The organism is Bradyrhizobium sp. STM 3566, from assembly GCF_045571445.1.
GTDB lineage: Bacteria > Pseudomonadota > Alphaproteobacteria > Rhizobiales > Xanthobacteraceae > Bradyrhizobium > Bradyrhizobium vignae.
This window is the reverse complement of the sequence record NZ_CP120692.1, coordinates 3,210,082-3,233,016: the sequence shown is the minus strand read 5'-3', so window position 1 is coordinate 3,233,016 and position 22,935 is coordinate 3,210,082. Positions and strand designations below refer to the sequence as shown.

At 64.8% G+C, this 22,935-nt stretch carries 25 protein-coding genes and 3 pseudogenes; 17 read left to right on the top strand and 11 right to left on the bottom strand.

Annotation, left to right across the window (positions count from 1 at the left end):
• The first annotated feature begins 144 nt into the window (after positions 1 to 144).
• The 3 genes from P6U27_RS15540 to rpmG all read left to right on the top strand — a co-directional run bounded on the left by P6U27_RS15540 (position 145) and on the right by rpmG (position 3,300).
• Entirely contained in the window at positions 145 to 1,482 is a 1,338-nt protein-coding gene (locus P6U27_RS15540; protein ID WP_122402868.1) for an amidohydrolase, read from the top strand.
• A 200-nt stretch (positions 1,483 to 1,682) separates the two neighbouring features.
• Positions 1,683 to 3,008: an LLM class flavin-dependent oxidoreductase gene (locus P6U27_RS15535; RefSeq protein ID WP_122402867.1), complete on the top strand. Its 1,326-nt coding sequence runs from the start codon at positions 1,683 to 1,685 to the stop codon at positions 3,006 to 3,008.
• Between the two features lie 124 nt (positions 3,009 to 3,132).
• Positions 3,133 to 3,300, top strand: coding sequence for a 50S ribosomal protein L33 (gene rpmG, locus P6U27_RS15530; protein WP_007603295.1), 168 nt, complete (start codon positions 3,133 to 3,135; stop codon positions 3,298 to 3,300).
• A 509-nt stretch (positions 3,301 to 3,809) separates the two neighbouring features.
• On the opposite strand, the gene P6U27_RS15525 is transcribed toward rpmG, so the two are convergent.
• Positions 3,810 to 5,042 (bottom strand): MFS transporter, encoded by a 1,233-nt coding sequence (locus P6U27_RS15525; protein WP_122402866.1) that lies wholly within the window; start codon positions 5,040 to 5,042, stop codon positions 3,810 to 3,812.
• Positions 5,043 to 5,172: 130 nt separating this feature from the next.
• Here P6U27_RS15525 and P6U27_RS15520 point away from each other — a divergent pair, with 130 nt between their 5' ends.
• Positions 5,173 to 5,781 carry a TetR/AcrR family transcriptional regulator gene (locus tag P6U27_RS15520; protein ID WP_162500585.1) on the top strand — a complete coding sequence of 203 codons (609 nt, stop codon included), beginning with the start codon at positions 5,173 to 5,175 and terminating at the stop codon, positions 5,779 to 5,781.
• 295 nt (positions 5,782 to 6,076) lie between these two features.
• Here P6U27_RS15520 and P6U27_RS15515 read toward each other — a convergent pair whose 3' ends face one another.
• Complete coding sequence (locus tag P6U27_RS15515) at positions 6,077 to 7,450, bottom strand: PleD family two-component system response regulator (protein ID WP_122402864.1); 1,374 nt, start codon at positions 7,448 to 7,450, stop codon at positions 6,077 to 6,079.
• 14 nt (positions 7,451 to 7,464) lie between these two features.
• Positions 7,465 to 7,830, bottom strand: coding sequence for a response regulator (locus P6U27_RS15510; RefSeq protein WP_027573612.1), 366 nt, complete (start codon positions 7,828 to 7,830; stop codon positions 7,465 to 7,467).
• Between the two features lie 242 nt (positions 7,831 to 8,072).
• On the opposite strand from P6U27_RS15510, the gene P6U27_RS15505 reads away from it, so the two are divergent.
• Positions 8,073 to 8,384, top strand: coding sequence for a DUF3572 domain-containing protein (locus P6U27_RS15505; RefSeq protein ID WP_122402863.1), 312 nt, complete (start codon positions 8,073 to 8,075; stop codon positions 8,382 to 8,384).
• Positions 8,385 to 8,443: 59 nt separating this feature from the next.
• Positions 8,444 to 9,670 (top strand): DNA polymerase IV, encoded by a 1,227-nt coding sequence (locus P6U27_RS15500; RefSeq protein WP_245163376.1) that lies wholly within the window; start codon positions 8,444 to 8,446, stop codon positions 9,668 to 9,670.
• A 15-nt stretch (positions 9,671 to 9,685) separates the two neighbouring features.
• Here the strand turns inward: P6U27_RS15500 and P6U27_RS15495 are convergent, their stop codons facing one another.
• Positions 9,686 to 9,841: a hypothetical protein gene (locus P6U27_RS15495; protein ID WP_008548553.1), complete on the bottom strand. Its 156-nt coding sequence runs from the start codon at positions 9,839 to 9,841 to the stop codon at positions 9,686 to 9,688.
• A 190-nt stretch (positions 9,842 to 10,031) separates the two neighbouring features.
• On the opposite strand from P6U27_RS15495, the pseudogene P6U27_RS15490 reads away from it, so the two are divergent.
• Positions 10,032 to 10,438: pseudogene (locus P6U27_RS15490) on the top strand (ACT domain-containing protein).
• 37 nt (positions 10,439 to 10,475) lie between these two features.
• Here the strand turns inward: P6U27_RS15490 and P6U27_RS15485 are convergent.
• The gene (locus tag P6U27_RS15485) at positions 10,476 to 10,877 is read right to left on the bottom strand and encodes a RidA family protein (protein WP_122402861.1); all 402 of its coding nucleotides are present in this window, start codon (positions 10,875 to 10,877) and stop codon (positions 10,476 to 10,478) included.
• A 197-nt stretch (positions 10,878 to 11,074) separates the two neighbouring features.
• A complete protein-coding gene (locus tag P6U27_RS15480; RefSeq protein ID WP_160118821.1) occupies positions 11,075 to 11,920 on the bottom strand; it encodes a cell envelope integrity EipB family protein in 846 nt (281 codons plus the stop codon).
• A gap of 240 nt (positions 11,921 to 12,160) precedes the next feature.
• Here P6U27_RS15480 and P6U27_RS15475 point away from each other — a divergent pair, with 240 nt between their 5' ends.
• The 4 genes from P6U27_RS15475 to P6U27_RS15460 all read left to right on the top strand — a co-directional run bounded on the left by P6U27_RS15475 (position 12,161) and on the right by P6U27_RS15460 (position 15,333).
• Complete coding sequence (locus P6U27_RS15475) at positions 12,161 to 12,628, top strand: RidA family protein (RefSeq protein WP_122402859.1); 468 nt, start codon at positions 12,161 to 12,163, stop codon at positions 12,626 to 12,628.
• Between the two features lie 5 nt (positions 12,629 to 12,633).
• Positions 12,634 to 13,380, top strand: a complete 747-nt coding sequence (locus tag P6U27_RS15470; protein ID WP_122402858.1) for a glycerophosphodiester phosphodiesterase — start codon at positions 12,634 to 12,636, stop codon at positions 13,378 to 13,380.
• Positions 13,381 to 13,587: 207 nt separating this feature from the next.
• Complete coding sequence (locus tag P6U27_RS15465; protein ID WP_122402857.1) at positions 13,588 to 14,844, top strand: GNAT family N-acetyltransferase; 1,257 nt, start codon at positions 13,588 to 13,590, stop codon at positions 14,842 to 14,844.
• A gap of 60 nt (positions 14,845 to 14,904) precedes the next feature.
• Complete coding sequence (locus P6U27_RS15460; protein WP_122402856.1) at positions 14,905 to 15,333, top strand: HIT family protein; 429 nt, start codon at positions 14,905 to 14,907, stop codon at positions 15,331 to 15,333.
• 159 nt (positions 15,334 to 15,492) lie between these two features.
• Here the strand turns inward: P6U27_RS15460 and tsaA are convergent, their stop codons facing one another.
• The 4 genes from tsaA to P6U27_RS15440 form a co-directional block, all read right to left on the bottom strand.
• Positions 15,493 to 15,984 carry a tRNA (N6-threonylcarbamoyladenosine(37)-N6)-methyltransferase TrmO gene (tsaA, locus tag P6U27_RS15455; protein ID WP_129143237.1) on the bottom strand — a complete coding sequence of 164 codons (492 nt, stop codon included), beginning with the start codon at positions 15,982 to 15,984 and terminating at the stop codon, positions 15,493 to 15,495.
• Positions 15,985 to 16,013: 29 nt separating this feature from the next.
• Entirely contained in the window at positions 16,014 to 16,364 is a 351-nt protein-coding gene (locus tag P6U27_RS15450; protein ID WP_122406622.1) for an AzlD domain-containing protein, read from the bottom strand.
• The gene (locus P6U27_RS15445; protein ID WP_122402854.1) at positions 16,361 to 17,101 is read right to left on the bottom strand and encodes an AzlC family ABC transporter permease; all 741 of its coding nucleotides are present in this window, start codon (positions 17,099 to 17,101) and stop codon (positions 16,361 to 16,363) included. Before P6U27_RS15445 ends, P6U27_RS15450 begins: the two co-directional genes overlap by 4 nt.
• Positions 17,102 to 17,314: 213 nt before the next feature.
• On the bottom strand, positions 17,315 to 18,268 hold the full coding sequence (locus P6U27_RS15440; RefSeq protein ID WP_122402853.1) for a transglycosylase SLT domain-containing protein: 954 nt from the start codon (positions 18,266 to 18,268) through the stop codon (positions 17,315 to 17,317).
• Between the two features lie 88 nt (positions 18,269 to 18,356).
• On the opposite strand from P6U27_RS15440, the pseudogene P6U27_RS15435 reads away from it, so the two are divergent.
• Positions 18,357 to 18,980, top strand: a pseudogene (locus P6U27_RS15435) (HAD family hydrolase); the annotation flags it as partial.
• Here the strand turns inward: P6U27_RS15435 and P6U27_RS15430 are convergent.
• Positions 18,978 to 19,109: pseudogene (locus P6U27_RS15430) on the bottom strand (phenylacetaldoxime dehydratase family protein); the annotation flags it as partial. The pseudogenes P6U27_RS15435 and P6U27_RS15430 sit on opposite strands and share 3 nt — an antisense overlap.
• 66 nt (positions 19,110 to 19,175) lie before the next feature.
• Here P6U27_RS15430 and P6U27_RS15425 point away from each other — a divergent pair.
• The 5 genes from P6U27_RS15425 (at position 19,176) to P6U27_RS15405 (ending at position 22,931) form a co-directional block, all read left to right on the top strand.
• Positions 19,176 to 19,466, top strand: a complete 291-nt coding sequence (locus tag P6U27_RS15425) for a hypothetical protein (RefSeq protein WP_244607979.1) — start codon at positions 19,176 to 19,178, stop codon at positions 19,464 to 19,466.
• A 115-nt stretch (positions 19,467 to 19,581) separates the two neighbouring features.
• A complete protein-coding gene (locus P6U27_RS15420; RefSeq protein WP_122402851.1) occupies positions 19,582 to 20,607 on the top strand; it encodes an aldo/keto reductase in 1,026 nt (341 codons plus the stop codon).
• A gap of 82 nt (positions 20,608 to 20,689) precedes the next feature.
• Positions 20,690 to 20,836: a hypothetical protein gene (locus tag P6U27_RS15415; protein ID WP_162500034.1), complete on the top strand. Its 147-nt coding sequence runs from the start codon at positions 20,690 to 20,692 to the stop codon at positions 20,834 to 20,836.
• A gap of 92 nt (positions 20,837 to 20,928) precedes the next feature.
• Positions 20,929 to 22,350 (top strand): MFS transporter, encoded by a 1,422-nt coding sequence (locus P6U27_RS15410; RefSeq protein WP_122402850.1) that lies wholly within the window; start codon positions 20,929 to 20,931, stop codon positions 22,348 to 22,350.
• 125 nt (positions 22,351 to 22,475) lie between these two features.
• Entirely contained in the window at positions 22,476 to 22,931 is a 456-nt protein-coding gene (locus P6U27_RS15405) for a PEGA domain-containing protein (RefSeq protein ID WP_162500240.1), read from the top strand.
• Positions 22,932 to 22,935: the final 4 nt, after the last annotated feature.

The following is a 22,935-nucleotide window of genomic DNA, read 5'->3' as shown; positions in this document are numbered from 1 at the left end:
GGATTGGTGCGATGAGGCGCGTCCGACGCCTTGCGACCGGCCCCGCTCCGCCGCGATGCGCCGGTACCGTTCTTCCATTTTCCATTGCGGCAAGATACGACGAGATGTGCTAGGTGAAGGGCGCTTGAACGACTGGAGGATCGGATGACGCGGTTCGTAAGGCCTCTGCTCGCTTCCGTGGCGTTGTGCGGCCTGCTCTCGCCGCCTGCCCATGCGGAGCTCGACGTCGCCAAATTGAAGCAAACCATCGAGACTTCCTTCGAGAGCCAGTATCCGAAGCTCGACGCGCTCTACAAGGACATCCACGCCCATCCCGAGATTGCTTTCCAGGAGGAGAAGACCGCGGCGAAACTGGCCGCCGAGATGCGTGCGATTGGTTTTGAGGTCACCGAGCACGTCGGCAAGACCGGCCTTGTTGCCCTCTACAGGAACGGCGACGGTCCCACCATCATGGTTCGTACCGAGCTCGATGCGCTGCCGATGGAGGAGAAGACCGGCCTGCCCTATGCCAGCCGTGACAAGCAGATCTGGCAGGGCCGCGAGACGTTCGTCGCCCATAGCTGCGGCCATGACATCCACATGGCGAGCTGGGTCGGCACGGCGAAAACCCTGGTCGGCATCAAGGACCAGTGGCACGGTACGCTGATGTTCATTGCGCAGCCCGCCGAGGAAGAGGTCGCGGGCGCAAGAGCGATGATCGCCGATGGCCTGTTCACCCGCTTTCCGAAGCCCGATGCGGGATTTGCCCTGCACGACGGCAGTGGAGCCTACGGCTCCGTGACCTACAGGGTCGGGGTCGGATCGTCGAATGTCGACGGGCTCTTTATCAAATTTGTCGGCCGCGGTGGCCATGGCGCGATACCGCAGGCGACCATCGATCCCGTGATGATGGCATCCCGCTTCGTCGTCGACGTGCAGAGCGTGATCAGCCGCGAGAAGGACCCGACCGAATTCGGCCTTGTTACCATCGGCGCGATCCATGCCGGCACCGCCGGCAACATCATTCCCGACGAGGCCAGGGTGATCGGCACGATCCGCAGCTTCAAGCCGCAGGTGCGCGCGAGGATGCTAGCCGGGATCGAGCGGACGGCGAAGGCGGTGGCGGCGATGGCGGATGCGCCGGCGCCCGAAATCCATCTCGACGAGGGTACCAAGGCGGTTGTGAACGATGCTGCTGTCGTCGGCCAGGCCGAGCGGGTGCTGAAAGCGGCCTTCGGCGACAAGTTCAACGTCAGCCCTGCGAACACGACCAGCGAAGACTATTCGGAATATGTCAACGCCGGCGTGCCTTCGATGTTCTTCAACATCGGCGTTTATGAGCCCGACCGCGTCGCCGCCGCGCGTAACGGCAGCGCTCCGCCACTTCCCGGCAACCACTCGCCGCAATTTGCCCCGGTGCCGAAACCGACCATCCAGACCGGTGTCACCGCGATGACGCTCGCCGTGCTGAGCGCCTTCGATCAAAGGGCCCAGGGGCAGTAGTTTCTCTCAGGGTCTACGGCTTGATGGATTCTCAGATGCGCAATTGCGCGTCGTAGCTCGCCGCGACGCGGCGCCCCGGAATGACGCGAACGTGCTGAGAGTTGATCGAAAAACAAAAAATTCTTCCCGCCTCCCCCAATGGCGCAGTTCCCAGGCGTGCCTATGTCTTTGCGAACGACACCCAGAACGGATACGGGGCGATGGCACAACGGCAACTCAAGCTTGGCGCGTTCATGCGCCCGATCTCTATCCACACCGGCGCCTGGCGCTATCCCGGGGCCTGGCCCGACGCCAATTTCAACTTCGGCCACATCAAGCAGCTGATCCAAAAGCTCGAGGCCGGCAAGTTCGACGCCTTCTTCATGGCCGATCACCTCGCCGTGCTGAACATGCCGATCAACGCGCTCAAGCGCAGCCACACCGTGACCTCGTTCGAGCCGTTCACGCTGCTGTCGGCGCTCTCGGCGGTCACCGACCGCATCGGCCTGATCGCGACGGGCTCGACCACCTTCGACGAGCCTTATCACGTCGCGCGCCGCTTCGCCTCGCTCGACCATCTCAGCGGCGGCCGCGCAGGCTGGAACATCGTCACCACCTCGAACCCGGACGCGGCGCTGAATTTCGGCCTCGACGACCACATGGAGCACGCCGAGCGCTACAAGCGCGCCCGCGAGTTCTACGACGTCGTCACTGGCCTCTGGGATTCCTTCGCCGACGATGCCTTCGTGCGCGACGTCGAGAGCGGCCTGTTCTTCGATCCCGCGAAGATGCACGTGCTCGATCACAAGGGCAGATACTTCAAAGTGCGCGGTCCCCTCAACATCGCCCGCCCCGTGCAGGGCTGGCCGGTGATCGTGCAGGCTGGTGCCTCCGAAGACGGCAAGCAGCTCGCCGCCGAAACGGCTGAAGCCGTGTTCACCGGCGGCGGCAGCCTCGCCGACGGACAGAAGCTGTATGCCGACATCAAGGGCCGTATGGAAAAGGTCGGCCGCGATCCGGAGCACCTCAAGATCCTGCCCGGAGCCTTCGTCGTGGTCGGCGACAGCGTCGATGAAGCCAAGGAAAAGCGCGCGCTCCTCGACAGCCGCGTGCATTACGACAGCGCCATCGCCTCGCTCTCCGTCATCCTCGGCACCGATGCCTCCGGCTTCGATCCTGACGGCCCCCTCCCCGAGATCCCCGAGACCAATGCCAGCAAGAGCGGCCGCCAACGCATGATCGATCTCGCCGCCCGTGAGAAGCTCACCGTGCGTCAGCTCGCCCAGCGCGTCGGCGGCTATGGCGGGCTGTCCTTCGTCGGCACCGCCAAAACGATCGCCGACCAGATGGAGGAATGGCTGGTCGGGCGCGGTTCCGACGGCTTCAACATCATGTTCCCGTTCCTCCCCGCCGGCCTCGACGATTTCGTCGACAAGGTCGTCCCGGAGCTGCAGCGGCGCGGGATTTTCCGCAAAGAGTATGAAGGGGCCACTTTGAGGGAGAATCTGGGCCTGCCGCGGCCGAAAAACCGCTTCTTCGAGGCCTGATCGGGCCGATTTGAGCGGTTTTCCGGGCGTAAAACCTTGACATCAGGCGGTTTCTGGCTAGGTTGCCGGCCAACGCGGGCCGATTGGCCGGCTCGAGATTCCCCAATTCTCTGAGGTTCAGAACATGGCCAAAGCGGTCACCATCAAGGTCAAGCTCGTGTCCTCGGCCGACACCGGCTTCTATTACGTCGCCAAGAAGAATTCGCGCACCATGACCGACAAGCTGGTCAAGAAGAAGTACGATCCGGTCGCGCGCAAGCACGTCGAATTCCGCGAAGCCAAGATCAAGTAAGATCGGCGAAGCGTTGAAGTTTTGCGGGCCCTTGCGGGCCCCGTTTTCTTTTGGCGGCCCCTGAGGTTTCAGCGGCCCTCGAAGGGCGGCGGTTTGATATCAGGCCCAGCCGCTCCGCTTCGAGCGCTGCGCTGCGTCCGGGGCACGAGAACGAATTGACGTGCTCCACTTTCTCCTGACCGCCTTGGCCAATCGATTGGGCAGTGGTCGCCTCAATCTTCGATTGCGCAACCACAAATGTCGATGCGCCGAAACAGGTGGCCAAGCCGCACGTGTCGGAACGGGGAGCAAACACGATGGCGCCGCGTCTGCGCATACAACAACCTGAAGCGCGATGGCGATTGATCCAATCTCATCGTGTCTTGCCCTATCCGGCTAGGGCGGAATGACTTCAGGTTGAATCGATTGCCGCGGCTCGTTCACCTCTCCCGCAAGCGGCCCATCACGAACCAACCAACGCGGCGTCCGCTCGAACCTCGCAAGCTGACGATAGCAAGCGCACGCTCGCCTTACGCCGTCCGCAATACCGGCGGCTGCGACCGCCTGACCAGCGCGAACGCCACCTGCACGATGCCGCCGGCAAGGCCGAGCGCCACGCCGATTCGCCAGGCCATGGTGTAGGAGCCGAGCGCGTCGTAGAGCAGCCCGCCTCCATAGGCACCGAGGAAGCTGCCGATCTGGTGGCTCATGAAGGCGAGGCCCTGGATCATCGCCTGCCAGCGCAAGCCGAACATCTCGGCGACCGCGCCGGCGACCAGCGGGCCGACGCCCATCCACAAGAAGCCCATGATGGCGCCGAACAGCAGCGTCGAGAACGGCGTCGCCGGCAGCATGAAATACCCGGCGAGCGCCAGCGAGCGCAGGATGTAGATGCCGCCAAGCAGCGCCAGCTTGTTCCAGCGCTGGCCCGCCCAGCCGAAGAACAGCGAGCCGAGCACGTTGAAGCCGCCGATCATGCCGAGCGTCTGCGCGCTCAGCATCGGATCGAGGCCGCAGATCGCAAGATAGGACGGCAGATGCGTGGTCAGGAAGACGAGTTGCATGCCGCAGACGAGATAGGCGCAGGTCATCACGACGAAGGACACGTTGCCGAACGCGGTTTTCGCAGCCGTCGCGGCCGTGGCATCGTCGATCTCGTCGGCCGCCGGCTTGGGCAGCGGGATCTGGTCGACGCGCCCGGCGTACCATGCGGCGGGGATCATCAGCACCGACATGATGACGAAACCGGCCAGCCCGATGCGCCAGCCAAAGCCCTCGTTGAGCATCTGCCCGATCGGCGCCGACAGCAGCGCGCCGAGCGAGCCCGCGCCGGAGACGATGCCGAGCACCGTGGAGCGCACCGTCTCGGGGACCGCGCGCGCCGCGACCGACATCGCGATCGCCGCTGCGGTGCAGGCCAGCGACGTCCCGATCAGCACGCCGGCGCCGATCATGATGCTGATCATGCCGTGCGCGGTCGCCATCAGCGCGAGGCCCACGATGTACATCAGCGCGCCCACGATCATGATCGGACGGAAGCCGTAGCGCACCGTCATCGCGCCGGCGAGCGGCTGGAGGAAGCCCCAGGCAAGGTTTTGCACGGCCAGCGCCAGCGTGAAATCCGAGATCGAAATGTGAATGTCATGCGTCAGCGGCTGCATGAAGATGCCGAGCGACTGCCGCAGCCCCATGCTCAGCGTCAGCATGATCGAGGCGCCGATCAGGATCGGCAATGTCGGACGCAGGACCTGCAACAGGGGCATTCTTCTTCTCCCTTTTGGGCGCGGCACGCGTGCCGACGTCTGCTTTTGCCGTTGATTTTGGTTACACAGACCTGTTTACTTAGGCTATGAACGCCGGATGCTGTCAAGCGAACAGGACGCGCGCCACCGCATGGCTCCCCCGCCCAAACCACAGACGATGAAAGAGCGGATCCTCGAGACCGCCGACAAGCTGTTCTATCTGAAAGGCATTCGCGCGATCGGCGTCGACACCATCGCGGCCGAGATCGGCATCTCCAAGCGCACGCTCTACAACCATTTCCCGTCCAAGGACGCCCTGATCGCGGCGTACCTCGAGCGCCGCTTCGTAAGCGCACGCCCTTCCGACAAGCCGCCAGCCGAGCAGATCCTCGCCACCTTCGATTCGCTGGAGCGGCGCTTTGCGGCCAAGGATTTTCGCGGCTGCCCGTTCGTCAACGCGGTCGCCGAGCTCGGCCCCGCCGACCGCGCCGTGAAGAAGATCGCCATCGCCTTCAAGGAAAGCCGCCGCCTCTGGTTTCGCGAGCGGTTGACCGAGCTCGGCGTTCGCGACGCTGAGGCGCTCGCGACGCAGCTCGTGCTGCTGGTCGACGGCTCCATCGCGCAGGACCTCGTGCGTGATGACCCCGCGATGGCAAGGGCCGCGAAGGAAGCTGCGAAGGTGCTGTTGCGGAATGCGGGGGTGGATGTGGGCGGCGATGCGGTGAAGCAGGTGAAGGGGCGCAAGCGCGCGCCACAATGATCACTGCCACCGCCCTATTCGGTGTCATCACCCGCGAAGGCGGGTGATCCAGTATTCCGAGACAGCGAGGCTGGAACCGAGACGCCGCGGCGTACTGGATTCCCCGCCTTTCGCGGGGAATGACAGCGGCGTTTGTGGCACCGCCGCGACCCTACCAATATGCTCCTGTTTTGCCCGACGGGTCAAATGACGCTGCCGCCGACGCAAGCCATCGCGCCACCTGCGTAACCCATTGATCCGGCTCGCGCCGGCTACTGTGCATGGGGTTGTTTTCGCAAACTTTGCGGGCGGCCGCTCACGCCGCGTGCGACACCACGCGATTGCGGCCGTCGTGCTTGGCGCGGTAGAGCGCGGTGTCGGCGCGCTTGAGGACGTCGGCGACCGCCTCGCCCTTCTGCTCCAGCGTGGTCAGGCCGATCGAGATCGTGACCTCGATGCGCTTGGCCCCTTTGTGGATCGCGAACGGCTCGCCCGCGATCGAGCGGCGCAGGCGCTCGGCGACCATGCCGGCGACGTGGAGATCGGTCTCGGGCATCACGATGACGAACTCCTCGCCGCCGTAGCGGCAGGCCAGATCAATGCCGCGGATCGACTTGCGCACGCGCACCGCGAACTCGCGCAGCACGTCGTCGCCGGCATCGTGGCCGTAATTGTCGTTGATCGACTTGAAGTAGTCGATGTCCAGGATCATCAGCGCCAGCGGCTTGCCGCGGGTCGCGGCCTGCTCGGCGAGCGTTGCCAGATGGCTCTCCATGTAGCGGCGATTGTGCAGGCCGGTGAGCGCATCGGTGATCGCCATCTCGATCGAGTTCTGCACGTTGTCGCGCAGATGGTCGGTGTAACGGCGGCGGCGGATCTGGGTGCGGGCGCGCGCCAGGAGCTCGGTCTTGTCGATGGGGCGCAGCAAATAGTCGTTGACGCCGATCTCCAGGCCCCGGAGCAGCCGCGTCGAGTTCTCGGGGTCGGCGATCGCCAGGATCGGCACGTGGCGCGTGCGCTCCAGCGAGCGCGCCTGGCTGCAGAGCCTGAGGCCATCGAAATTGTTGAGGTCGAGCGAGACGATCAGGAGATCGTAATTGCCCTCTGCGGCGTGGAACAGCGCCTCAGTCGGATTCGGCTCGACGTCGATGGTGTGCTCGGCGGCGAGGATCGTCGCCAGCCGCTCGTACGAGGACTCGCGGTCGTCGACCAGGAGGATGCGGCCGCCCTTGCCGGTATCGGCGACGGCGCTGCGCTCGGGCGCCTGCATGCCGATCTCGAGCGACGTGATGGCGCGCATGCGCAGCTCATCCGTCATCATCTTCAGCCGCGTCAGCGAGCGCACGCGCGCGATCAGCACGACATCAGAGACGGGCTTGGTGAGGAAATCGTCGGCGCCCGCTTCCAGCCCGCGATTGCGGTCGGCGGGACTGTCGAGCGCGGTAACCATCACGACCGGGATGTGATGCGTGGCCGGATCGGTCTTGAGGCGGCGGCAAACTTCGAAACCGTCCATGTCCGGCATCATCACGTCGAGCAGGATGATGTCGCATTCGGCGCGGTGGCAGATCGCCAGCGCCTCGGTGCCGTTCGAGGCGGTCATCACGTCGAAATATTCGGCGGAGAGGCGGGCCTCTAACAGCTTGACGTTGGCGGGGACGTCGTCGACGACCAGGATACGCGCGGACACTGTGAACTCACTTCCTATCCGATGAAACGCCGGACCGTCTCAATGAATTTCCCGACCGAGATCGGTTTGGATAAATAAGCTTCGCAGCCGCCCTCGCGGATGCGCTCTTCGTCGCCCTTCATCGCGAAGGCCGTGACCGCGACGACGGGAATGGTACGCAGCTCCGGATCGTCCTTGATCCAGCGCGTCACCTCGAGCCCGGAGACCTGCGGCAATTGGATATCCATCAGCACGAGGTCGGGCCGCATCTTGCGAACGAGGTCGAGCGCCTCGTAGCCGTTGCTGGTGCCTGTGGTCTGGTAGCCGTGCGCCTCCAACAGGTCGCGGAAGAGCTTCATGTTGAGCTCGTTGTCTTCCACGATCAGGACGGTCTTAGCCATCCCGCCCTCCTGATTGGTCCGAAGGACCGGTACATGTGACGCCTCAGACGCCGCTTCCCGGCGTTTCGAAAACTGGATTCAAACTAGCCTCAGATTCGCTTGAGTTTCGTTAAACCCGAGGGCCGACTTTCTGCAGTGTGGTTTCCAGTTGCTTGTCTGGGGCCGGAAGACTTGAGGACGAGACTCGGGCATGATGATTCCAAATTAGAGACCGAAAGTTAACGGAAAGGCAAACCGTCCCCGTGAAAAAGCCTGTTCACAACCCCCGCGAAGTCGCTGAAATCGTTGCGATTCAGGCCCTGTCCTTCATCGCCGGCGAGCCCGAGCGGCTGGGCCTGTTCCTGGCCGAGACGGGGGTCGGTCCGGAGACCCTCCGCAATGCCGCCGCGGACCCGAACTTCCTGCTCAGCGTGCTCGATTTCGTGCTGCGCGACGATGCCACGGTGAAGGCCTTTGCCAGCTCCGCGGAACTGCATCCGACCAACGTCGCCGCAGCGCGGCAGGTGCTCGGCGACGCGCTCGGCGACCCCTCCTGGGAGCGCGACGTGCCGTGAGCGACCCAGAGGCGGCCGGGCCCCGCTGCTTCTGCCGGGATTGTCTGGCCGACCTGGATATGGGGGTGCGACGCTGTTCCGCCTGCGGATCCCCTCGCCTCGTCCGCCACCGCGCACTGGCAGGCCTGAGCATCGCCCATATCGACTGCGACGCCTTCTACGCAGCGGTCGAGAAGCGCGACAACCCTGAAATCGCCGACAAGCCCGTCATCATCGGCGGGGGGAAACGCGGCGTGGTATCGGCCGCCTGCTACATCGCGCGCACCTATGGCGTGCGCTCGGCCATGCCGATGTTCAGGGCGTTGGAGGCCTGCCCGCATGCGACCGTGATCCGCCCGGATATGGCGAAATATGTCCGGGTCGGCCGCGCGGTGCGGCAGGCCATGCAGGCGCTGACGCCTCTGGTCGAGCCGCTCTCGATCGATGAGGCCTTCCTCGATCTCTCCGGCACTGAACGGGTGCACGGCATGATCCCGGCAAAGGTGCTGGCTCGCTTTGCCGGCGACGTCGAGCGCGACATCGGCATCACCGTCTCGGTCGGCCTGTCCTGCAACAAGTTCCTGGCCAAGATCGCCTCCGATCTCGACAAGCCCCGTGGCTTTGCCGCGCTCGATCGGGAGGAAGCGCGTTCGATGCTGGCGGAAAAGCCGGTCGGCTTCATCTTCGGCGTCGGCCCCGCCACGCAGGAACGCCTCGTGCAGCGCAGCTTCCGCGTCATCGCCGACCTGCAGAAGGCCGACGAGATCGAGATGATGCGGCAGTTTCCGAGCGACGGCCGCAGGCTGTGGCGGCTCGCGCGCGGCATCGACGACCGTCGCGTCGAGCCTGATCGCGGCGCCAAGACCATTTCCAGCGAGACCACCTTCGAGACCGACATCCGCGATTTCGCAACGCTGGAGAAGATCTTGTGGCGGCTGTGCGAGAAAACGTCGTCGCGGCTCAAGAACAGCGAGCTTGCCGGCTCGACCGTCACGCTGAAGCTGAAGACCGCCGATTTTCGCCAGCGCACCCGCTCGCAGTCGATCGCAGCGCCGACGCAGCTTGCCGCAAAGATCTTCTCGATCTGCCGCGAGATGCTGGCGAAAGAGATCGACGGCACCGCCTTCCGCCTGATGGGCGCCGGCGTCAGCGCGCTGCGCGAGGGATCAACGAGCGACGACACCGACATGCTCGACCGCCGCGCCGCTCACGCCGAACGTGCGGTCGACAGCCTGCGCAAGAAGTTCGGCAGCACCGCGGTGATCCGCGGCATTGCGTATGAAGGGCCGGAGAAGGCGCAGGAGTGATCTAGTCTGCTTTAGTCAGTCGCGTTCGAAGATCCGTGCACCCGGATAGGCGCGCCGGGCATACTGAACGACCAACTGTCGATCCTGGGTTTCCAGGAACGGCGTTCGGATCTGACAAGACCCGACGATGAGGTGCCACAAGCCGTTGAGCTTCCGAATGACGACGTTCATTTGAGCCTCTTCGCAGTGACCCGAGCGGACTCGAATTGTAAGAATCTGCCGCCGTCGCTCAATTGTACCAGCGTAAGGTCAGCGCATGAGAAGGATTAGAGGAGATATACAAAGGTATGTTGCTTGTGACTTCTACAGCCCCTGGCGCAGATAGCTTCGCAGGCGCTCAAACGATCTCGGGACTGGCACCGTGACAGGCGAACGCGATCTCGACGCACTGCTGACTAGCATGAAGCCGGAGATCCTGGACGGCATCTTCGTGTTTTGCACGCTTGCACCGGGTGCGAGCATTCCAGCCACCATTCACCCGATGCTGACGTTCCGGGAGCGCGAAGGAACAACGCTGGTGATCCTGCACGAGGAGGCCGAACGCGCCGGACTACGCCATGAATTTCCATCGCGCCTGATCACCTTGTCAGTTCACTCCGCGCTCGATGCGGTGGGCTTCCTGGCTGCAATCACGACGCGTCTGGCCGAAGCCGGCATCAGCGTGAACGCCGTGTCGGCCTTTCATCACGATCTCTCTTCGTGCCTGCCGACCTGGCCGATAAAGCGATGGTGCTGCTACGAGAGATGTCAGAAGCGAAGCATTCGTAGCCCGGATTACGCTGGCAGCGCAATCCGGGCTACGGAGTCAATCCGCGACGGCCACCGCCTCGATCTCGATCAGCCACTCCGGTGCAGCGAGCGCGGAGACGCCAACGAGCGTCGATGCCGGCGGCTCCATGCCTTCGAAGAAGGCGGAGCGAGCCTTGCCGATGACTGGACGCAACTCCGGCTTGTAGTTCACCACGAAAGTCGTGATCTTGACGATATTCGCATAGCTCGCGCCGGCCGCCTTCAACGCGAGGCCGAGATTCTGCATCACCTGCGTCGTCTGCGCCGCGATATCGCCCTCGCCGACGATCCGCCCCTCCTCGTCCACAGACACCTGGCCGGAGATGTAGATCGTGCGCGCACCCGTGGCAGTGACGACGTGGGAATAAGCGGGATTGTGATGCAGTCCGCTGGGGCGGAGATGGTCGAGCTTGGGCATCGGGTTGCCTCCCTGAGTTCCGTGGTTGTCGAGCGTAGCTGGGGAGTAAGCGGAGAGCCAGCCCCGTCATTGCGAGGAGCGAAGCGAGGAAGCACCCCAAAATCTTCCCGCGGACGGACTCTGGATTGCTTCGCGGAGCCTGTCATCGGGCCGCGCTTCGCGCGGACCCGTTGGATTGACGGAAGAGAGACTGCCCCTCAATTACAGGGCTTGCTGTCCTTCACGTCGAACTTGCCCATCGCGCCGGAGATGACGAAATCGTTGTAATCGAGCACGAGCTGGCGCGAGACGCCGTTCTCGTAGAGCTCGAACGACATCGCGTAGACCGGGGTCTGCTCGCCCTCCTTCTGCTGGGCGTCGCGGTCGAAATAGCTGACGGTGACAGGCCAACGCTTCAGCGACTTCATATGCTCGTCCGAGATCGACGGATCGGACGGCGTGGCGCGGTCGGCGGGGATCGGCTGGCCGATCACGGTCAGCGTGTTGTAGACCTTCTGGCCGTCGTCGGAGCCGTCATAGACGGAGAGCTCGAGCAGCGACTTGCCCTCCTTGGCTGCGGCGATGATGCGCTGGATCTGCTCGGTCGGGAATACGATCTTGCCGTCGAGGGTGAAGGTCTTCGGTGCCGGCAGCTTCAGCTTCACATTGATATGGTCGCCGTCGCGCTCGGCCGAGCCGTCGACGCGGCCGGCATCCGCCTCGTTCATGCGCGTTTCGATCTTGAAGCGGTAGCTCTTTCCCGCGGCGTCCTCCCAGGAATTGGAGCGGAGGTCGCTGAGCGTGACCTTGCCCTCGCCGCTGTCGAGCTCGGAGACCTGACGGAACTCGGAGGTGTAGCCCTCGCAGGCGCTGCCCGTGAAGTTGTAAAGAATCCGGCCGCGTGCGCTGTTGACCGAATTGGAGCGCGATTTGACGAGGCTGAGGTCATAGAGCGCCTGGTGCGCGAGAAACGGACCGTTGGCGGCCAGAGCCCCGCCACCAAGGCCGACACTGGCCGCGGCGAGCGCCATCACACCGAGCGAAGTCCGGAAAAGGTGCACCATGTCTGTTCCCTGAGGAAAGCGCAGATTCGACATTTTAATGACCGTTCCATTGCGTCGCAACTGAGGCCATTTCACGTAAAGTTGCGGCACTCGCGCTGAACCTGCTGCTCCGCCTCAACAAAACGCAGCCCCGGTCTGGTTGGGTTGCTTGCATGTGGCGGCACGATGGGCGAAACAGGTCGCGCCCGGCGTTCTAACGGACGCGCCGGGGGCAATGATTTTTGGACAACGAGGTCGGACATGGTGGGCACGGTCGAGCAGAAACTGGCGGAACAGGGCATCAGGCTACATGAGGCTCCCACCCCCGTCGCCAACTACGTCCCGTTCGTGCGCACCGGCAACTTGCTGTTCGTCTCCGGCCAGGTCTGCTTCGACCCCGCCGGCAAGCTGATCGCCAAGGGCAAGCTCGGCGCGGGCGTCTCCATCGAAGACGGTGCGGCCGCCGCGCGCGGCTGCGCCGTCAACCTGCTGGCCCAGGTCAAGGCAGCGCTCGGCGATCTCGACAAGGTCGTGCGCGTGGTGCGCCTCGGCGGCTTCATCAACTCGGCGCCGGACTTCCTGGACGGGCCGAAGGTGCTCAACGGCGCCTCCGACCTGATGGTTGCCGCCTTCGGCGACAAGGGCCGCCATGCCCGGACCACCGTCGGGGTCGCCTCGCTGCCTGCGGATGCGGCGGTCGAGGTCGAAGGCGTGTTCGAGGTCGCCTGACGCGCATGCGCGCTCCCGATTGGCTGACAGCCCGGCCGGTCGCCCATCGCGGCCTGCATGACATTTCGCGCGGCATCGTCGAGAACATGCCGGGCGCGGTGCAGGCTGCGATCACAGGCAATTTCTCGGTCGAGGTCGACATCCAGCTCTCCGCCGACGGCGAGGCCATGGTGCATCACGACCATGCGCTCGGCCGCCTCACGGAGGCCACCGGCGAGGTCATCTCGAAAACCGCCGCGGAGCTGAAAGCCCTCAAATTCAAGGACACGGACGAGCGAATGATGTCGCTGTCCGACCTCTGCGCCCTCGTCGCCGGCCGCGTGCCGCTGGTGATCGAGGTGAAGAGCCACTTTGGCGGTGACCGCAAGTTGGTGAAGCGAATGGCGGAGGTGCTGGCGTCCTATGATGGCCCGGCGGTCGGCATGTCCTTCGATCCCGACCAGGTGCTCGCGCTGCGCGAGCTGTTGCCCGACCGCCCGCGCGGCATCGTCGCGCAGCGGACCTATGAGGACGAGTACTGGGCCAAGCTCACGCAGAAGCAGCGCGACAGCATGCTCTACCTGCGGCACGGCTTGCAGACCCAGCCGCACTTCGTCGCCTTCAAGGTCGACCACCTCCCGGCCCCCGCCCCCTGGATCGCCCGCAACGTCTTCGGCTGCGCCCTGCTCGGCTGGACCGTGCGCACGCCAGAGCAGCGGACCCGGGTTGGGCGCTATGCGGACCAGATGATCTTCGAGGGGTTCGTGCCATAGGGCGCCCCTCCCTCCTCGTCATTGTGAGGAGCACTTGCGACGAAGCAATCCAGGATCCCTTCGCGGAAACAGTCTGGATTTGCTTCGCGGAGCCTGTCATCGGGCGCTTCGCGCGGACCCGTTGGCTCGCAATGACGGCGGTGGCGACCGCCCGACCTGTGTTCCCGCCCCTTGAAGTCGCTGCTGCAATGCACGATCTTGGGCGCAATGGCATCATCCGAAATTACGCTCGAGGCCGTACCGTCCATTGGCGACATCTCGCCCGAGGATTGGGACGCCTGCGCCAACCCCGGCAAGACCTTTAACGAGAAGGCTTGCAACGGTCATGGCGCGGGAACCTCATCCGCTCCTCCAGGCGATTCTCTCGGGCTCTCAAGACCCGCCTATAACCCGTTCGTCTCGCACGCGTTTCTTTCCGCGGCCGAGAAATCGGGTTCGGCAACGATCCGCACCGGCTGGGGGCCGCGCCACCTCGTGGCCAAGCTCGACGGCCGCGTCGCCGGCGTTGTGCCCTGCTATTTGAAATCGCACTCGCAAGGCGAATACGTCTTCGACCGCGGCTGGGCGGATGCCTATGAGCGCGCCGGCGGACGCTATTATCCGAAGCTTCAGGTCTCAGTTCCCTTCACCCCGGCAACGGGACCGCGGCTGCTGGTTCGCGACGGTGTCGACCGCGAGCGCATCACAGACGCGCTGGCGAGCGGGCTGGTGGCGCTGTGCGGCGTCAGCAAAGCCTCATCCGTGCATGTTACCTTCGCGCGCGAGGACGAATGGAAGCTGCTCGCCGAGCACGGCTTCCTCCAGCGCACCGACCAGCAGTTCCACTGGCACAACGAGGGTTTTACGAGCTTCGACGATTTCCTGGCGACGCTGAACTCCCGCCACCGCAAGTCGATCAAGCGCGAGCGGCGCGATGCGCTGGCCGCCGGCATCACGATCCACTGGCTCACGGGAAAAGACATCACCGAGGATGCGTGGGACGCCTTCTTCGAATTCTACATGGAGACCGGCTCGCGTAAATGGGGCCGCCCCTATCTCACGCGCGAGTTCTTCTCGCTGATCGGCGAAACCATGAGCGAGGATGTGCTGCTGGTGATGGCCCGCCGCAACAATCGCTGGATCGCGGGCGCCATCAACTTCATCGGCTCGGACACGCTGTTCGGCCGCAACTGGGGCGCGGTCGAGCATCATCCGTTCTTGCATTTCGAGGTCTGCTATTATCAGGCGATCGACTTCGCAATCAGACACGGCCTGAAGCATGTTGAGGCCGGCGCGCAGGGCGAGCACAAGATCGCGCGCGGCTACCTGCCGCGCACCACCCATTCCGCCCATTTCATCGCCGATCCCGGACTGCGCCGCGCCATCGATGATTACCTCAAGCGCGAGCGCGCCTATGTCGCGGAGGCCGGGCGTGAGCTCGCCGAGCTCGGTCCGTTCCGCAAAGGCGGCGACGAGGCGCCTTGACGCCTCGCCGCTGCTGGTGACAGTAAGCGCAAAATCTCGAGGAGCCGCCGAGGAGCCATCATGACCGCCTACGACGCCAACAACATCTTCGCAAAGATCCTGCGCGGCGAACTGCCCTGCTACAAGGTGTACGAGGACGAGCACGTCTTCGCCTTCCTCGACATCATGCCGCGCGTACCCGGTCACACGCTGGTGATCCCGAAGGTCGCTGCCCGCAACATCCTCGACATCAAACCGGACGACTACGCCCATGTCGCCCGCGGTGCGCACAGGATCGCCGCCGCGGCGATGAAGGCGTTCGAGGCCGACGGCATCACCGTGCAGCAGTTCAACGAGCCTGCCGGCGGACAGGTGGTGTTTCATCTCCACATGCACGTGATGCCGCGCCACGACGGCGTCGCCATGCTGCCGCCGGCGAGCCGCAAGGAAGACGACAAGGTGCTGCGAGAGCACGCGGCGAAGCTGACCGCGGCGCTGAAGGCGGGGTAGGCGGCGCCGCATCCATCGTCATTGCGAGCCAACGGGTCCGCGCCAAGCGCGGCCCGATGACAGGCCCCGTGAAGCAATCCAGAATCCCTCCACGGAGGCAGTCTGGATTGCTTCGTCGCAAGAGCTCCTCGCAATGACGGGATTAGAGCGGAGCGCTCCTCACTCGGTCTCGAAATCGCCCTTCTGCGGCGCAGCCAGCGGCGTGAACTCGCAACGATCCGGCTTGATATCGATCAGCGGCGTATTGTCGATACAGTCGAGCCCGCGCACCAGGATCGCGTTGCCCTCGATACCGACCAGCTTCACGATCGAGGTGCCGATCGGATTGGGCCGCACCGGCGAGCGCAGCGAGAACGTGCCGCGCGTTTTCTCGTTGTTCTTCGGGCTCTGCAGGATGATGTCCCGGCGCGACTTGTCGAGCCAATAGAGCACTTCGAGATTGCTGTAGAAATCGACGCCCTTGATGGCCGGCACGAACGGCTCGAAGATCTCGAGGCGGCATATCGGGCCGTCCTGACGCCCCTGCCGCGGCGTCTCCAGCCGCGATGTCCAGGGCGTGCGGATACGGCCGATGAAGACGAGTCCGGCATCTTGCGTCGGCGGCAGCTCGATAGCGACCTCGCCCTCGCGGAGCTCCTGTTCGCGAACCATATGTCCATCCCTACTGTTCGCCGGCGGTTTTAGCCCAACCACCACTTGCCGGCCAGCATGAAGACTTCGCCCGTGACCACACCCGCAAAGATCGAACGGCGCGTCAGCAGGAAGACGACGAGCCCGGCGCCGACCGCACCATAGCGCAGGATATCGGGTACGCTCGCAAGCGCCCCGGGCGGCTCGACCACGATCTGTGCGATGACGCCGGCCAGGATCGCGGTGGCGACCGCCCTCACCCAGACCAATAGCTCGGAGCCCTCGTCGATGCCGCCGCCGAACCACAGGCCCAGCATGCGCCAGATCTGGTTGGGAACGACGCCGGCGACGAACAGCACGGCGAGCGCGTGCCAGTCCCCGATCGCTTGCGCAAGACTCACGCGCGCACCTCCCGCCACCAATGCACACCATAGGCGATCGTGCCCGCCACCGTGCCGCTCACGAGGATGTCGAGACCCGAGTTCATCTTCGCCGCCAGCGGATAAAGCAGTATCCCGAGTGTCAGCGCCACGACATCAGCAACCTCGCGGCTGTTGCGTGCGGTCGAGAACAGGAACGAAAGCGGTGTGAGCAGCAGGATCGCCGCACCAAGCGTCTGCGTCAGGTTGGCGGCGAGGAAATAGCCGACCGTATTGGCGGTGAGGCACACCGAGACCAGGCCGCAGCCGAGCCCGTGGACGAAGGCGATCCGCCGCTCGCGCGGCACCTGCGGCAGGAAGCGATGACACTCGACCCACAGCGTCACCGCGGTGAGGTGCGCGGCGAAGATCAGCTCGCGCCGTTTCGTCTTCGGCGTGCGCATCAGCGGCAGCACCGAGACCACCATCGGAAACAGGCGGATGGCGCTGACGGTCACCGCGATCGCCGACTGGACGATGGTGGCGCCCGAGCCGAGCGTGGTGATCAAGATGATCTGCGCCGGCCCCGCCCAGACGAACAGCGTCGAGCAGAGCGCCCAGATCAGGCTGAAATGGGTGTCATGAGCCAGCGCGCCGATGCCGAGATAGGTCACGAACAGGACGACGGTGAGGATCGTCTGCGTGATCGAGCGCAATCCCCACGCAAAGGCGCGCCACGGGCTTTGCCATTGAGGGGAATCGAGCGGAGGAAGCGCCACGGGAGTTTTGGCCGGGTGAGGAATCGTGCCCGCATAACGGGCAGTACGGCGGTCTGCGTCAAGGAAGTCCGCGGCGGGGCTGGCATGCGTGAAACACCCACCGCGGTCATTCCGGGGCGCGCCTTGGCGCGAACCCGGAATCCATTGCGCCACAGAGATCGCTGCACGATGGATTCCGAAGCTCTTCGTCGCGCGCCGGAATGACGGGAGTGCCTACCCCCTCACACCCCTATTCCTCAGAACGAAGCAGGCGCCACCCGCCTTGCGGATGCGGTTGCACAGATCATCCGCCTCGGCCCGGGTATCCGCACCAATGCGCACCTGGTAGAACGCACGCGTGCCGCGGCTGCGCATCACCGAGCTCAGCAGGCTCGGATCACGCTCGCCGATCACGGCGCTCAGTTTCGTGACGGCCCGGGAATACATCGCCAACGCCTTGTTGCGGTCGAAGCCGGCCGCGAGCTGCACCCCCCAGACCTTTGCGGCGGCAAGCTCCACATGCTGCTCGAGCTCGGCGACGAACGGGTTGGGAGCACGCTTGAGCAACGCCATCAGATCACGGCAGCTCGTCGGCGGCGAACTCGGCGGTCCCTTGCCGGTGCTGCCCGCCTTGGCCCAGGCATCGACGCTGGTGCCGGTGATTGCGTAAACGTAGTTGCGGGTTTGCTCCGGCATTCCGCCGGTGCCATCGAGCCATTCCTGCACCCGGCGCGGCCCCGCATTGTAGGCAGCGGCCGCCAGGCCGAGATTGCCGAACTGGTTGCGCAGCTCGTTCAGAAACTCCGCCGATTTCGGCAACGCCTGCACCGGATTGAAGGGATCGAGCAGTCCGCGCTCGCTCGCGGTGCCCGGCATGAACTGCGCGATCCCCTGCGCGTGCTCGCCGCTGCGCGTCATGGGCCCGACCGCATCGGCGTGGAAGCGGCTTTCCTGCCAGATCACGCGGGCGAAGAACTCCAGCGGCAGGTCGTTGTCGCGTGCCGCCGCCTCCACGATCAAGCAGATCGACTCCCGCGTGTCACTCTCGCGGGCGTCATTCGGCTTTTCCACCGGCTTCGCTGGTCCCTCGGCCTTCGCAGGTACGTCGGGAGGCGACGTCTCCTCTGCGAGCGCCGGCGACAGCACGAGGGCCAGGCACAAGACAGCGATAACCCGAGCTATTCGCATGGCATCGTCGCAATCGGATAAATCGGACCTTGACTTGGAACCCCAGCCAACTAGCAACATACGGCAGTATCAACGCAGGTCCCGCCTGATGGTGACAATCTTTTTTGATCTCGACGGAACGCTGACCGACCCTAAGCCCGGGATCACTCGCTCGATCCAGTATGCGTTGGAGCGGCTCGGGGTTTCGGTGCCGAGCGAGGACGAACTGACCTGGTGCATCGGCCCTCCGCTGCTTGCGAGCCTGAGAAAACTCACCGGAACCGATGAGCTCGCCGACCGCGCGCTCCTGCTCTATCGCGAGCGCTTCAGCGATATCGGCCTGTTCGAGAACGAGGCTTACAGCGGAATTGCGGACACATTGTCATCGCTCGCAGCGACACGTCAGCGCATGTTCGTCGCGACCAGCAAGCCCGCCGTCTACGCCACGCGCATCGTCGATCATTTCGGACTGAAACCGTATTTCGAGCGCGTGTTCGGCTCCGAGCTCGACGGCACGCGCGTCGACAAGCGCGACCTGCTCCGCTATGCGCTGGACGAGACGAAGGTCGATGCGAACAACGCGATCATGATCGGCGACCGCAGCCATGACGTGGTCGGCGCCCGCACCAACGGCATGACCGCCATCGGCGTGCTCTACGGCTATGGCAGCGAGGCCGAGCTGCGGGATGCCGGCGCGCACCACATCTGCGCGGCGCATCCGGACTTGCTCGGCGCCGGCGGTGTTCACGGCCGCCAGCATCCCCGTCTTTGGGTGACAGTTCAGATATTCGAAGAATTGTTCGTCGGCGGCGGCTGCCACTGTCACCTCGTGATAGAGCCGCAGCTTGGCTGACGCCCCGAGCAGCTGCGGCATTGAGATCTCGTTCCAGTCAGCTATCACCACGAGCCTTCGCTTCGAGCGAAGGCAATGCTCGCCAATTCCAGATTGTCTTGCCTGGCGGCCTGGATCAGGCTGGCGCACATGAGGACTCACCACACCATAGGCGGATCGGAGCTGTTGCTGGGTGTGATCGCACTCCGGCTCGCGGTGCTGGTCCTGGTGGGCTGGAGCCTGACGCTCCTGCCGCGGCAAACGCGTGACAGCGAACCAGCGTGCTTCCCTGGGCCCGCAACAAGGCTCGAAGCTCAATCCTTGGTGAAGACACCCGGCTCGCACGTTGCCAATGCAGCATTCGACGACATGCGCCTGCACGATTAGGCCGCTCTCAGGCAAGGCCGCTATGTGCGCACGTGATAGGACGCGGCGCCTGCTTGCGGTATCCTTTGGCACCGAGCCGCAGTGATCAATCAGCGGCCAGCCAAGGAGCCAATCGATGGAATACCGACGCTTGGGCCGGTCGGGCCTCATGGTGCCCGCGTTGAGTCTCGGCACCGGCACCTTCGGTGGCGTCGGCCGCCTCGCTGCTTGGGGCACGACGGACGCGACCGAAGCGCGGCGCCTTCTGGACATCTGTCTCGAGGCCGGCGTATCGATGTTCGACACAGCGAATGTCTATTCGCTCGGTGAGTCCGAGCGGGTGCTCGGCGAAGCCATCAAGGGTCGCCGCGACAAGGTCCTGATCTCGACCAAGGCGTCGTTCCGCTTCGGTGACGGCCCTAACGACATCGGCTCGTCGCGCCAGCACCTGCTCGCCGCCATCGACGGTTCGCTGAGCCGGCTCGGCACCGACCATATCGACCTGTTCCAGCTCCATGGCTTCGACGCCTTCACCCCGCCCGAAGAGGTGCTCGCCACCCTCGACGTGCTCGTGCGCGCCGGCAAGATCCGCTATGTCGGCGTCTCGAATTTCTCGGGCTGGCACCTGATGAAGTCGCTCGGCGTTGCCGACAAGCACGGCTTCCCGCGCTACGTCGCCAACCAGACCTACTATTCACTGATCGGACGCGACTACGAATGGGAGCTGATGCCGCTCGGCCTCGACCAGGGCCTAGGCGCGGTGGTCTGGTCGCCGCTTGGATGGGGACGCCTCACCGGCAAGATCCGGCGTGGTCAGCCGAAGCCGCAGGTCAGCCGGCTGCCCAAGACCGCCGAGTTTGGCCCGCCCGTGCCGGACGAGCACGTCTACCGTGTCGTCGATGCAATCGACGAGATCGCCAAGGAGACGGGCAAGAGCGTCTCGCAGATCGCGCTCAACTGGCTACTCCAGCGCCCCACAGTCTCGACGCTGATCATCGGCGCGCGCAACGAAACCCAGCTGCGCGAAAATCTCGGCGCGGTCGGCTGGTCCTTGACCAAGGACCAGGTCGCAAAGCTCGATGCCGCCAGCCAGGTGACGCTGCCCTATCCCTATTGGCACCAGCGCACGACCTTCATCGACCGTAATCCGCCGGCGGTGTAGGACACTTGAGCTGCATCAAGCCCGCTTGCGTCGGCCGTGGCACCCTGCGGCCCTCGCTTGGCTGCCGATGCGCCGATTTGCCATGAAGGCCCTGTTCATGGTGCTTAATCTCAACCGCACCGAATTGACGCGGATCGACCGCGATCGCACCATCCTGGTCTTCTCGACGGCGGTGACACTCGGGCTCATTGCCCTCTATGTCTGGGGCAAGGCGACCGCGCGCTGGTAATTGCGGCTCCGGAACTATCGCGGTCCTGCCCTGTTGGCGCAATACTCGGCCACCTGGCAGAGTTCGATTCGCGAAACCAGACGCCGCTCACAATGTCGACAGTCACCATCGAGCAGGCGGATGGCCTGCCGCTGCCGCAGCGTCGATGGGCCATCCTCACCATTGCGCTCGGCATCACCATGTCCGTGATCGATGGCGCCATCGCCAATGTGGCGCTGCCGACGATCGCGGCCGACCTCGATGCCAGCCCTGCCTTCTCGATCTGGATCGTCAACGGCTATCAGCTCGCGATCACCATCTCGCTGCTGCCGCTGGCCTCGCTCGGCGAGATCGTCGGCTATCGGCGTGTCTATCTGGCGGGACTTGCGCTGTTCACCGTTGCCTCCGCACTTTGCGCCATCGCGCACTCGCTGCCGCTGCTGACCGTCGCGCGCGTCATACAGGGTTTTGGCGCGGCCGGCATCATGAGCGTCAACACCGCGCTGGTGCGCTTCACCTATCCGCATGCGCTGCTTGGGCGTGGCATCGCGCGCAACGCGCTCGTCGTGGCGGTCTCGGCCGCGATCGGGCCGACCTTGGCCTCGGGTATCCTGGCAGTGGGAAGCTGGCCTTGGCTGTTCGCGATCAACGTGCCGATCGGTGCAGTTGCAGTTGCGCTCGGCGCCCGCTGCCTGCCGCACACGCGCCTGGCGGCGCATTCATTCGACTGGCAGAGCGCGGGCCTGAGCGCCGTCACCTTCGGCGTCGGCATTTTCGCCGTCGACAGCGTCGGCCATGGCGAGCCGCTCCTCACCTGCATGATCGAATTCGCCGTCGCCGCGATCGCGGGCGCTGCCCTGATCTGGCGCGAGACGCATATGGCTGTGCCGCTGCTGCCGATCGATCTCCTGCGCATCCCGATCTTCGCCCTGTCGATCGCGACCTCGGTCGCCTCGTTCTGCGCCCAGATGCTCGCCTTCGTCGCGATCCCGTTCTACCTCCAAAGTCGGTTCGGCTATTCAGCCGTGCATATGGGCCTTCTGATCACGCCCTGGCCGATCACGGTGACGTTCGCCGCCCCGCTCGCCGGGCGCCTCGTCGAGCATTATCCGGCCGGCTTGCTCGGCGGCATTGGCCTTTTGCTGTTCGCAGGCGGGCTCGCCTCGCTGGCGATGCTGCCGGCCGAGCCCAGCGCCGTCGATGTCGTCTGGCGCATGGCCCTCGCCGGCTTTGGCTTCGGCCTGTTCCAGACGCCGAACAACCGCACCATGATCGCCGCCGCCCCGCGTCAGCGCTCCGGCGGCGCCAGCGGCATGCTCGGCACCGCCCGCCTGCTCGGCCAAACCACCGGCGCGGCGCTGGTCGCACTGTTGCTCGGCCGCTACCCGCAGGAGGGCACCAGGATCGCGCTGCTCGCCGGCGTCGGTTTTGCCCTGTGCGGCGCGCTGCTCAGCATGCTGCGCTTGTCACCCGCGGGCGCGCGCGGCGCCGAGCATGTCCGGGTTCAGGAAGGACAGCGGATGAAAGGGGAATGAGCGCGCCACGGCCGCCTTCTCGGTATCTCCCACACAACCTGTGCGTGGTTTAACCATTTGGACGCCTGACGTATTGCCCTCTCGCTCCGGTTGCGCTCCACTCGCCGCGGGACAAGGGGCATTTCATGCGTTCATTTGGAATAGTGGCGCTCAGCGTCATGCTTGGCGGCTGCGCGTCCGTTACGCGCGGTACGACGGAAAACATCAGCATCTCATCGACACCTTCGGGCGTGGAAGCCGTGGTCAGCGGAATGGAGGTTCCGACCACCTGCACGACGCCCTGCTCCGTGGTCGTCAAGCGAAACGCCGACATTTCGATCACCTTCCAGAAGGAAGGGTATGAGCCGCAAGTCGTGCCGCTCAGCCGGGACGTCCAGACCAGCGGGGCCGCCGGATTCGCGGGCAATCTTCTGCTGGGCGGCGTCGTTGGCATGGGCGTCGACGCCGCGACCGGGGCTGCGACCGATCACAAGCCCAATCCGGTCATCGTGACGATGCAGCCGTCGGCCCCTGCCCGCGCGCGGCCCGCCGCTCCGAGAAAGCCGAGGCCGCCGGCGGCAGCGCCAGAGGCCGGAACGTAGGGCC

Excerpts from the sequence above, each read along its gene's own strand:
- P6U27_RS15540 (WP_122402868.1), top strand. The coding sequence starts at position 145 with ATGACGCGGTTCGTAAGGCCTCTGCTCGCTTCCGTGGCGTTGTGCGGC.
- P6U27_RS15535 (WP_122402867.1), top strand. The coding sequence starts at position 1,683 with ATGGCACAACGGCAACTCAAGCTTGGCGCGTTCATGCGCCCGATCTCT.
- rpmG (WP_007603295.1), top strand. The coding sequence starts at position 3,133 with ATGGCCAAAGCGGTCACCATCAAGGTCAAGCTCGTGTCCTCGGCCGAC.
- P6U27_RS15525 (WP_122402866.1), bottom strand. The coding sequence starts at position 5,042 with ATGCCCCTGTTGCAGGTCCTGCGTCCGACATTGCCGATCCTGATCGGC.
- P6U27_RS15520 (WP_162500585.1), top strand. The coding sequence starts at position 5,173 with ATGGCTCCCCCGCCCAAACCACAGACGATGAAAGAGCGGATCCTCGAG.
- P6U27_RS15510 (WP_027573612.1), bottom strand. The coding sequence starts at position 7,830 with ATGGCTAAGACCGTCCTGATCGTGGAAGACAACGAGCTCAACATGAAG.
- P6U27_RS15500 (WP_245163376.1), top strand. The coding sequence starts at position 8,444 with ATGGGGGTGCGACGCTGTTCCGCCTGCGGATCCCCTCGCCTCGTCCGC.
- P6U27_RS15495 (WP_008548553.1), bottom strand. The coding sequence starts at position 9,841 with ATGAACGTCGTCATTCGGAAGCTCAACGGCTTGTGGCACCTCATCGTC.
- P6U27_RS15485 (WP_122402861.1), bottom strand. The coding sequence starts at position 10,877 with ATGCCCAAGCTCGACCATCTCCGCCCCAGCGGACTGCATCACAATCCC.
- P6U27_RS15480 (WP_160118821.1), bottom strand. The coding sequence starts at position 11,920 with ATGGTGCACCTTTTCCGGACTTCGCTCGGTGTGATGGCGCTCGCCGCG.
- P6U27_RS15475 (WP_122402859.1), top strand. The coding sequence starts at position 12,161 with ATGGTGGGCACGGTCGAGCAGAAACTGGCGGAACAGGGCATCAGGCTA.
- P6U27_RS15470 (WP_122402858.1), top strand. The coding sequence starts at position 12,634 with ATGCGCGCTCCCGATTGGCTGACAGCCCGGCCGGTCGCCCATCGCGGC.
- P6U27_RS15465 (WP_122402857.1), top strand. The coding sequence starts at position 13,588 with ATGGCATCATCCGAAATTACGCTCGAGGCCGTACCGTCCATTGGCGAC.
- P6U27_RS15460 (WP_122402856.1), top strand. The coding sequence starts at position 14,905 with ATGACCGCCTACGACGCCAACAACATCTTCGCAAAGATCCTGCGCGGC.
- tsaA (WP_129143237.1), bottom strand. The coding sequence starts at position 15,984 with ATGGTTCGCGAACAGGAGCTCCGCGAGGGCGAGGTCGCTATCGAGCTG.
- P6U27_RS15440 (WP_122402853.1), bottom strand. The coding sequence starts at position 18,268 with ATGCGAATAGCTCGGGTTATCGCTGTCTTGTGCCTGGCCCTCGTGCTG.
- P6U27_RS15425 (WP_244607979.1), top strand. The coding sequence starts at position 19,176 with ATGCTCGCCAATTCCAGATTGTCTTGCCTGGCGGCCTGGATCAGGCTG.
- P6U27_RS15420 (WP_122402851.1), top strand. The coding sequence starts at position 19,582 with ATGGAATACCGACGCTTGGGCCGGTCGGGCCTCATGGTGCCCGCGTTG.
- P6U27_RS15415 (WP_162500034.1), top strand. The coding sequence starts at position 20,690 with ATGAAGGCCCTGTTCATGGTGCTTAATCTCAACCGCACCGAATTGACG.
- P6U27_RS15410 (WP_122402850.1), top strand. The coding sequence starts at position 20,929 with ATGTCGACAGTCACCATCGAGCAGGCGGATGGCCTGCCGCTGCCGCAG.
- P6U27_RS15405 (WP_162500240.1), top strand. The coding sequence starts at position 22,476 with ATGCGTTCATTTGGAATAGTGGCGCTCAGCGTCATGCTTGGCGGCTGC.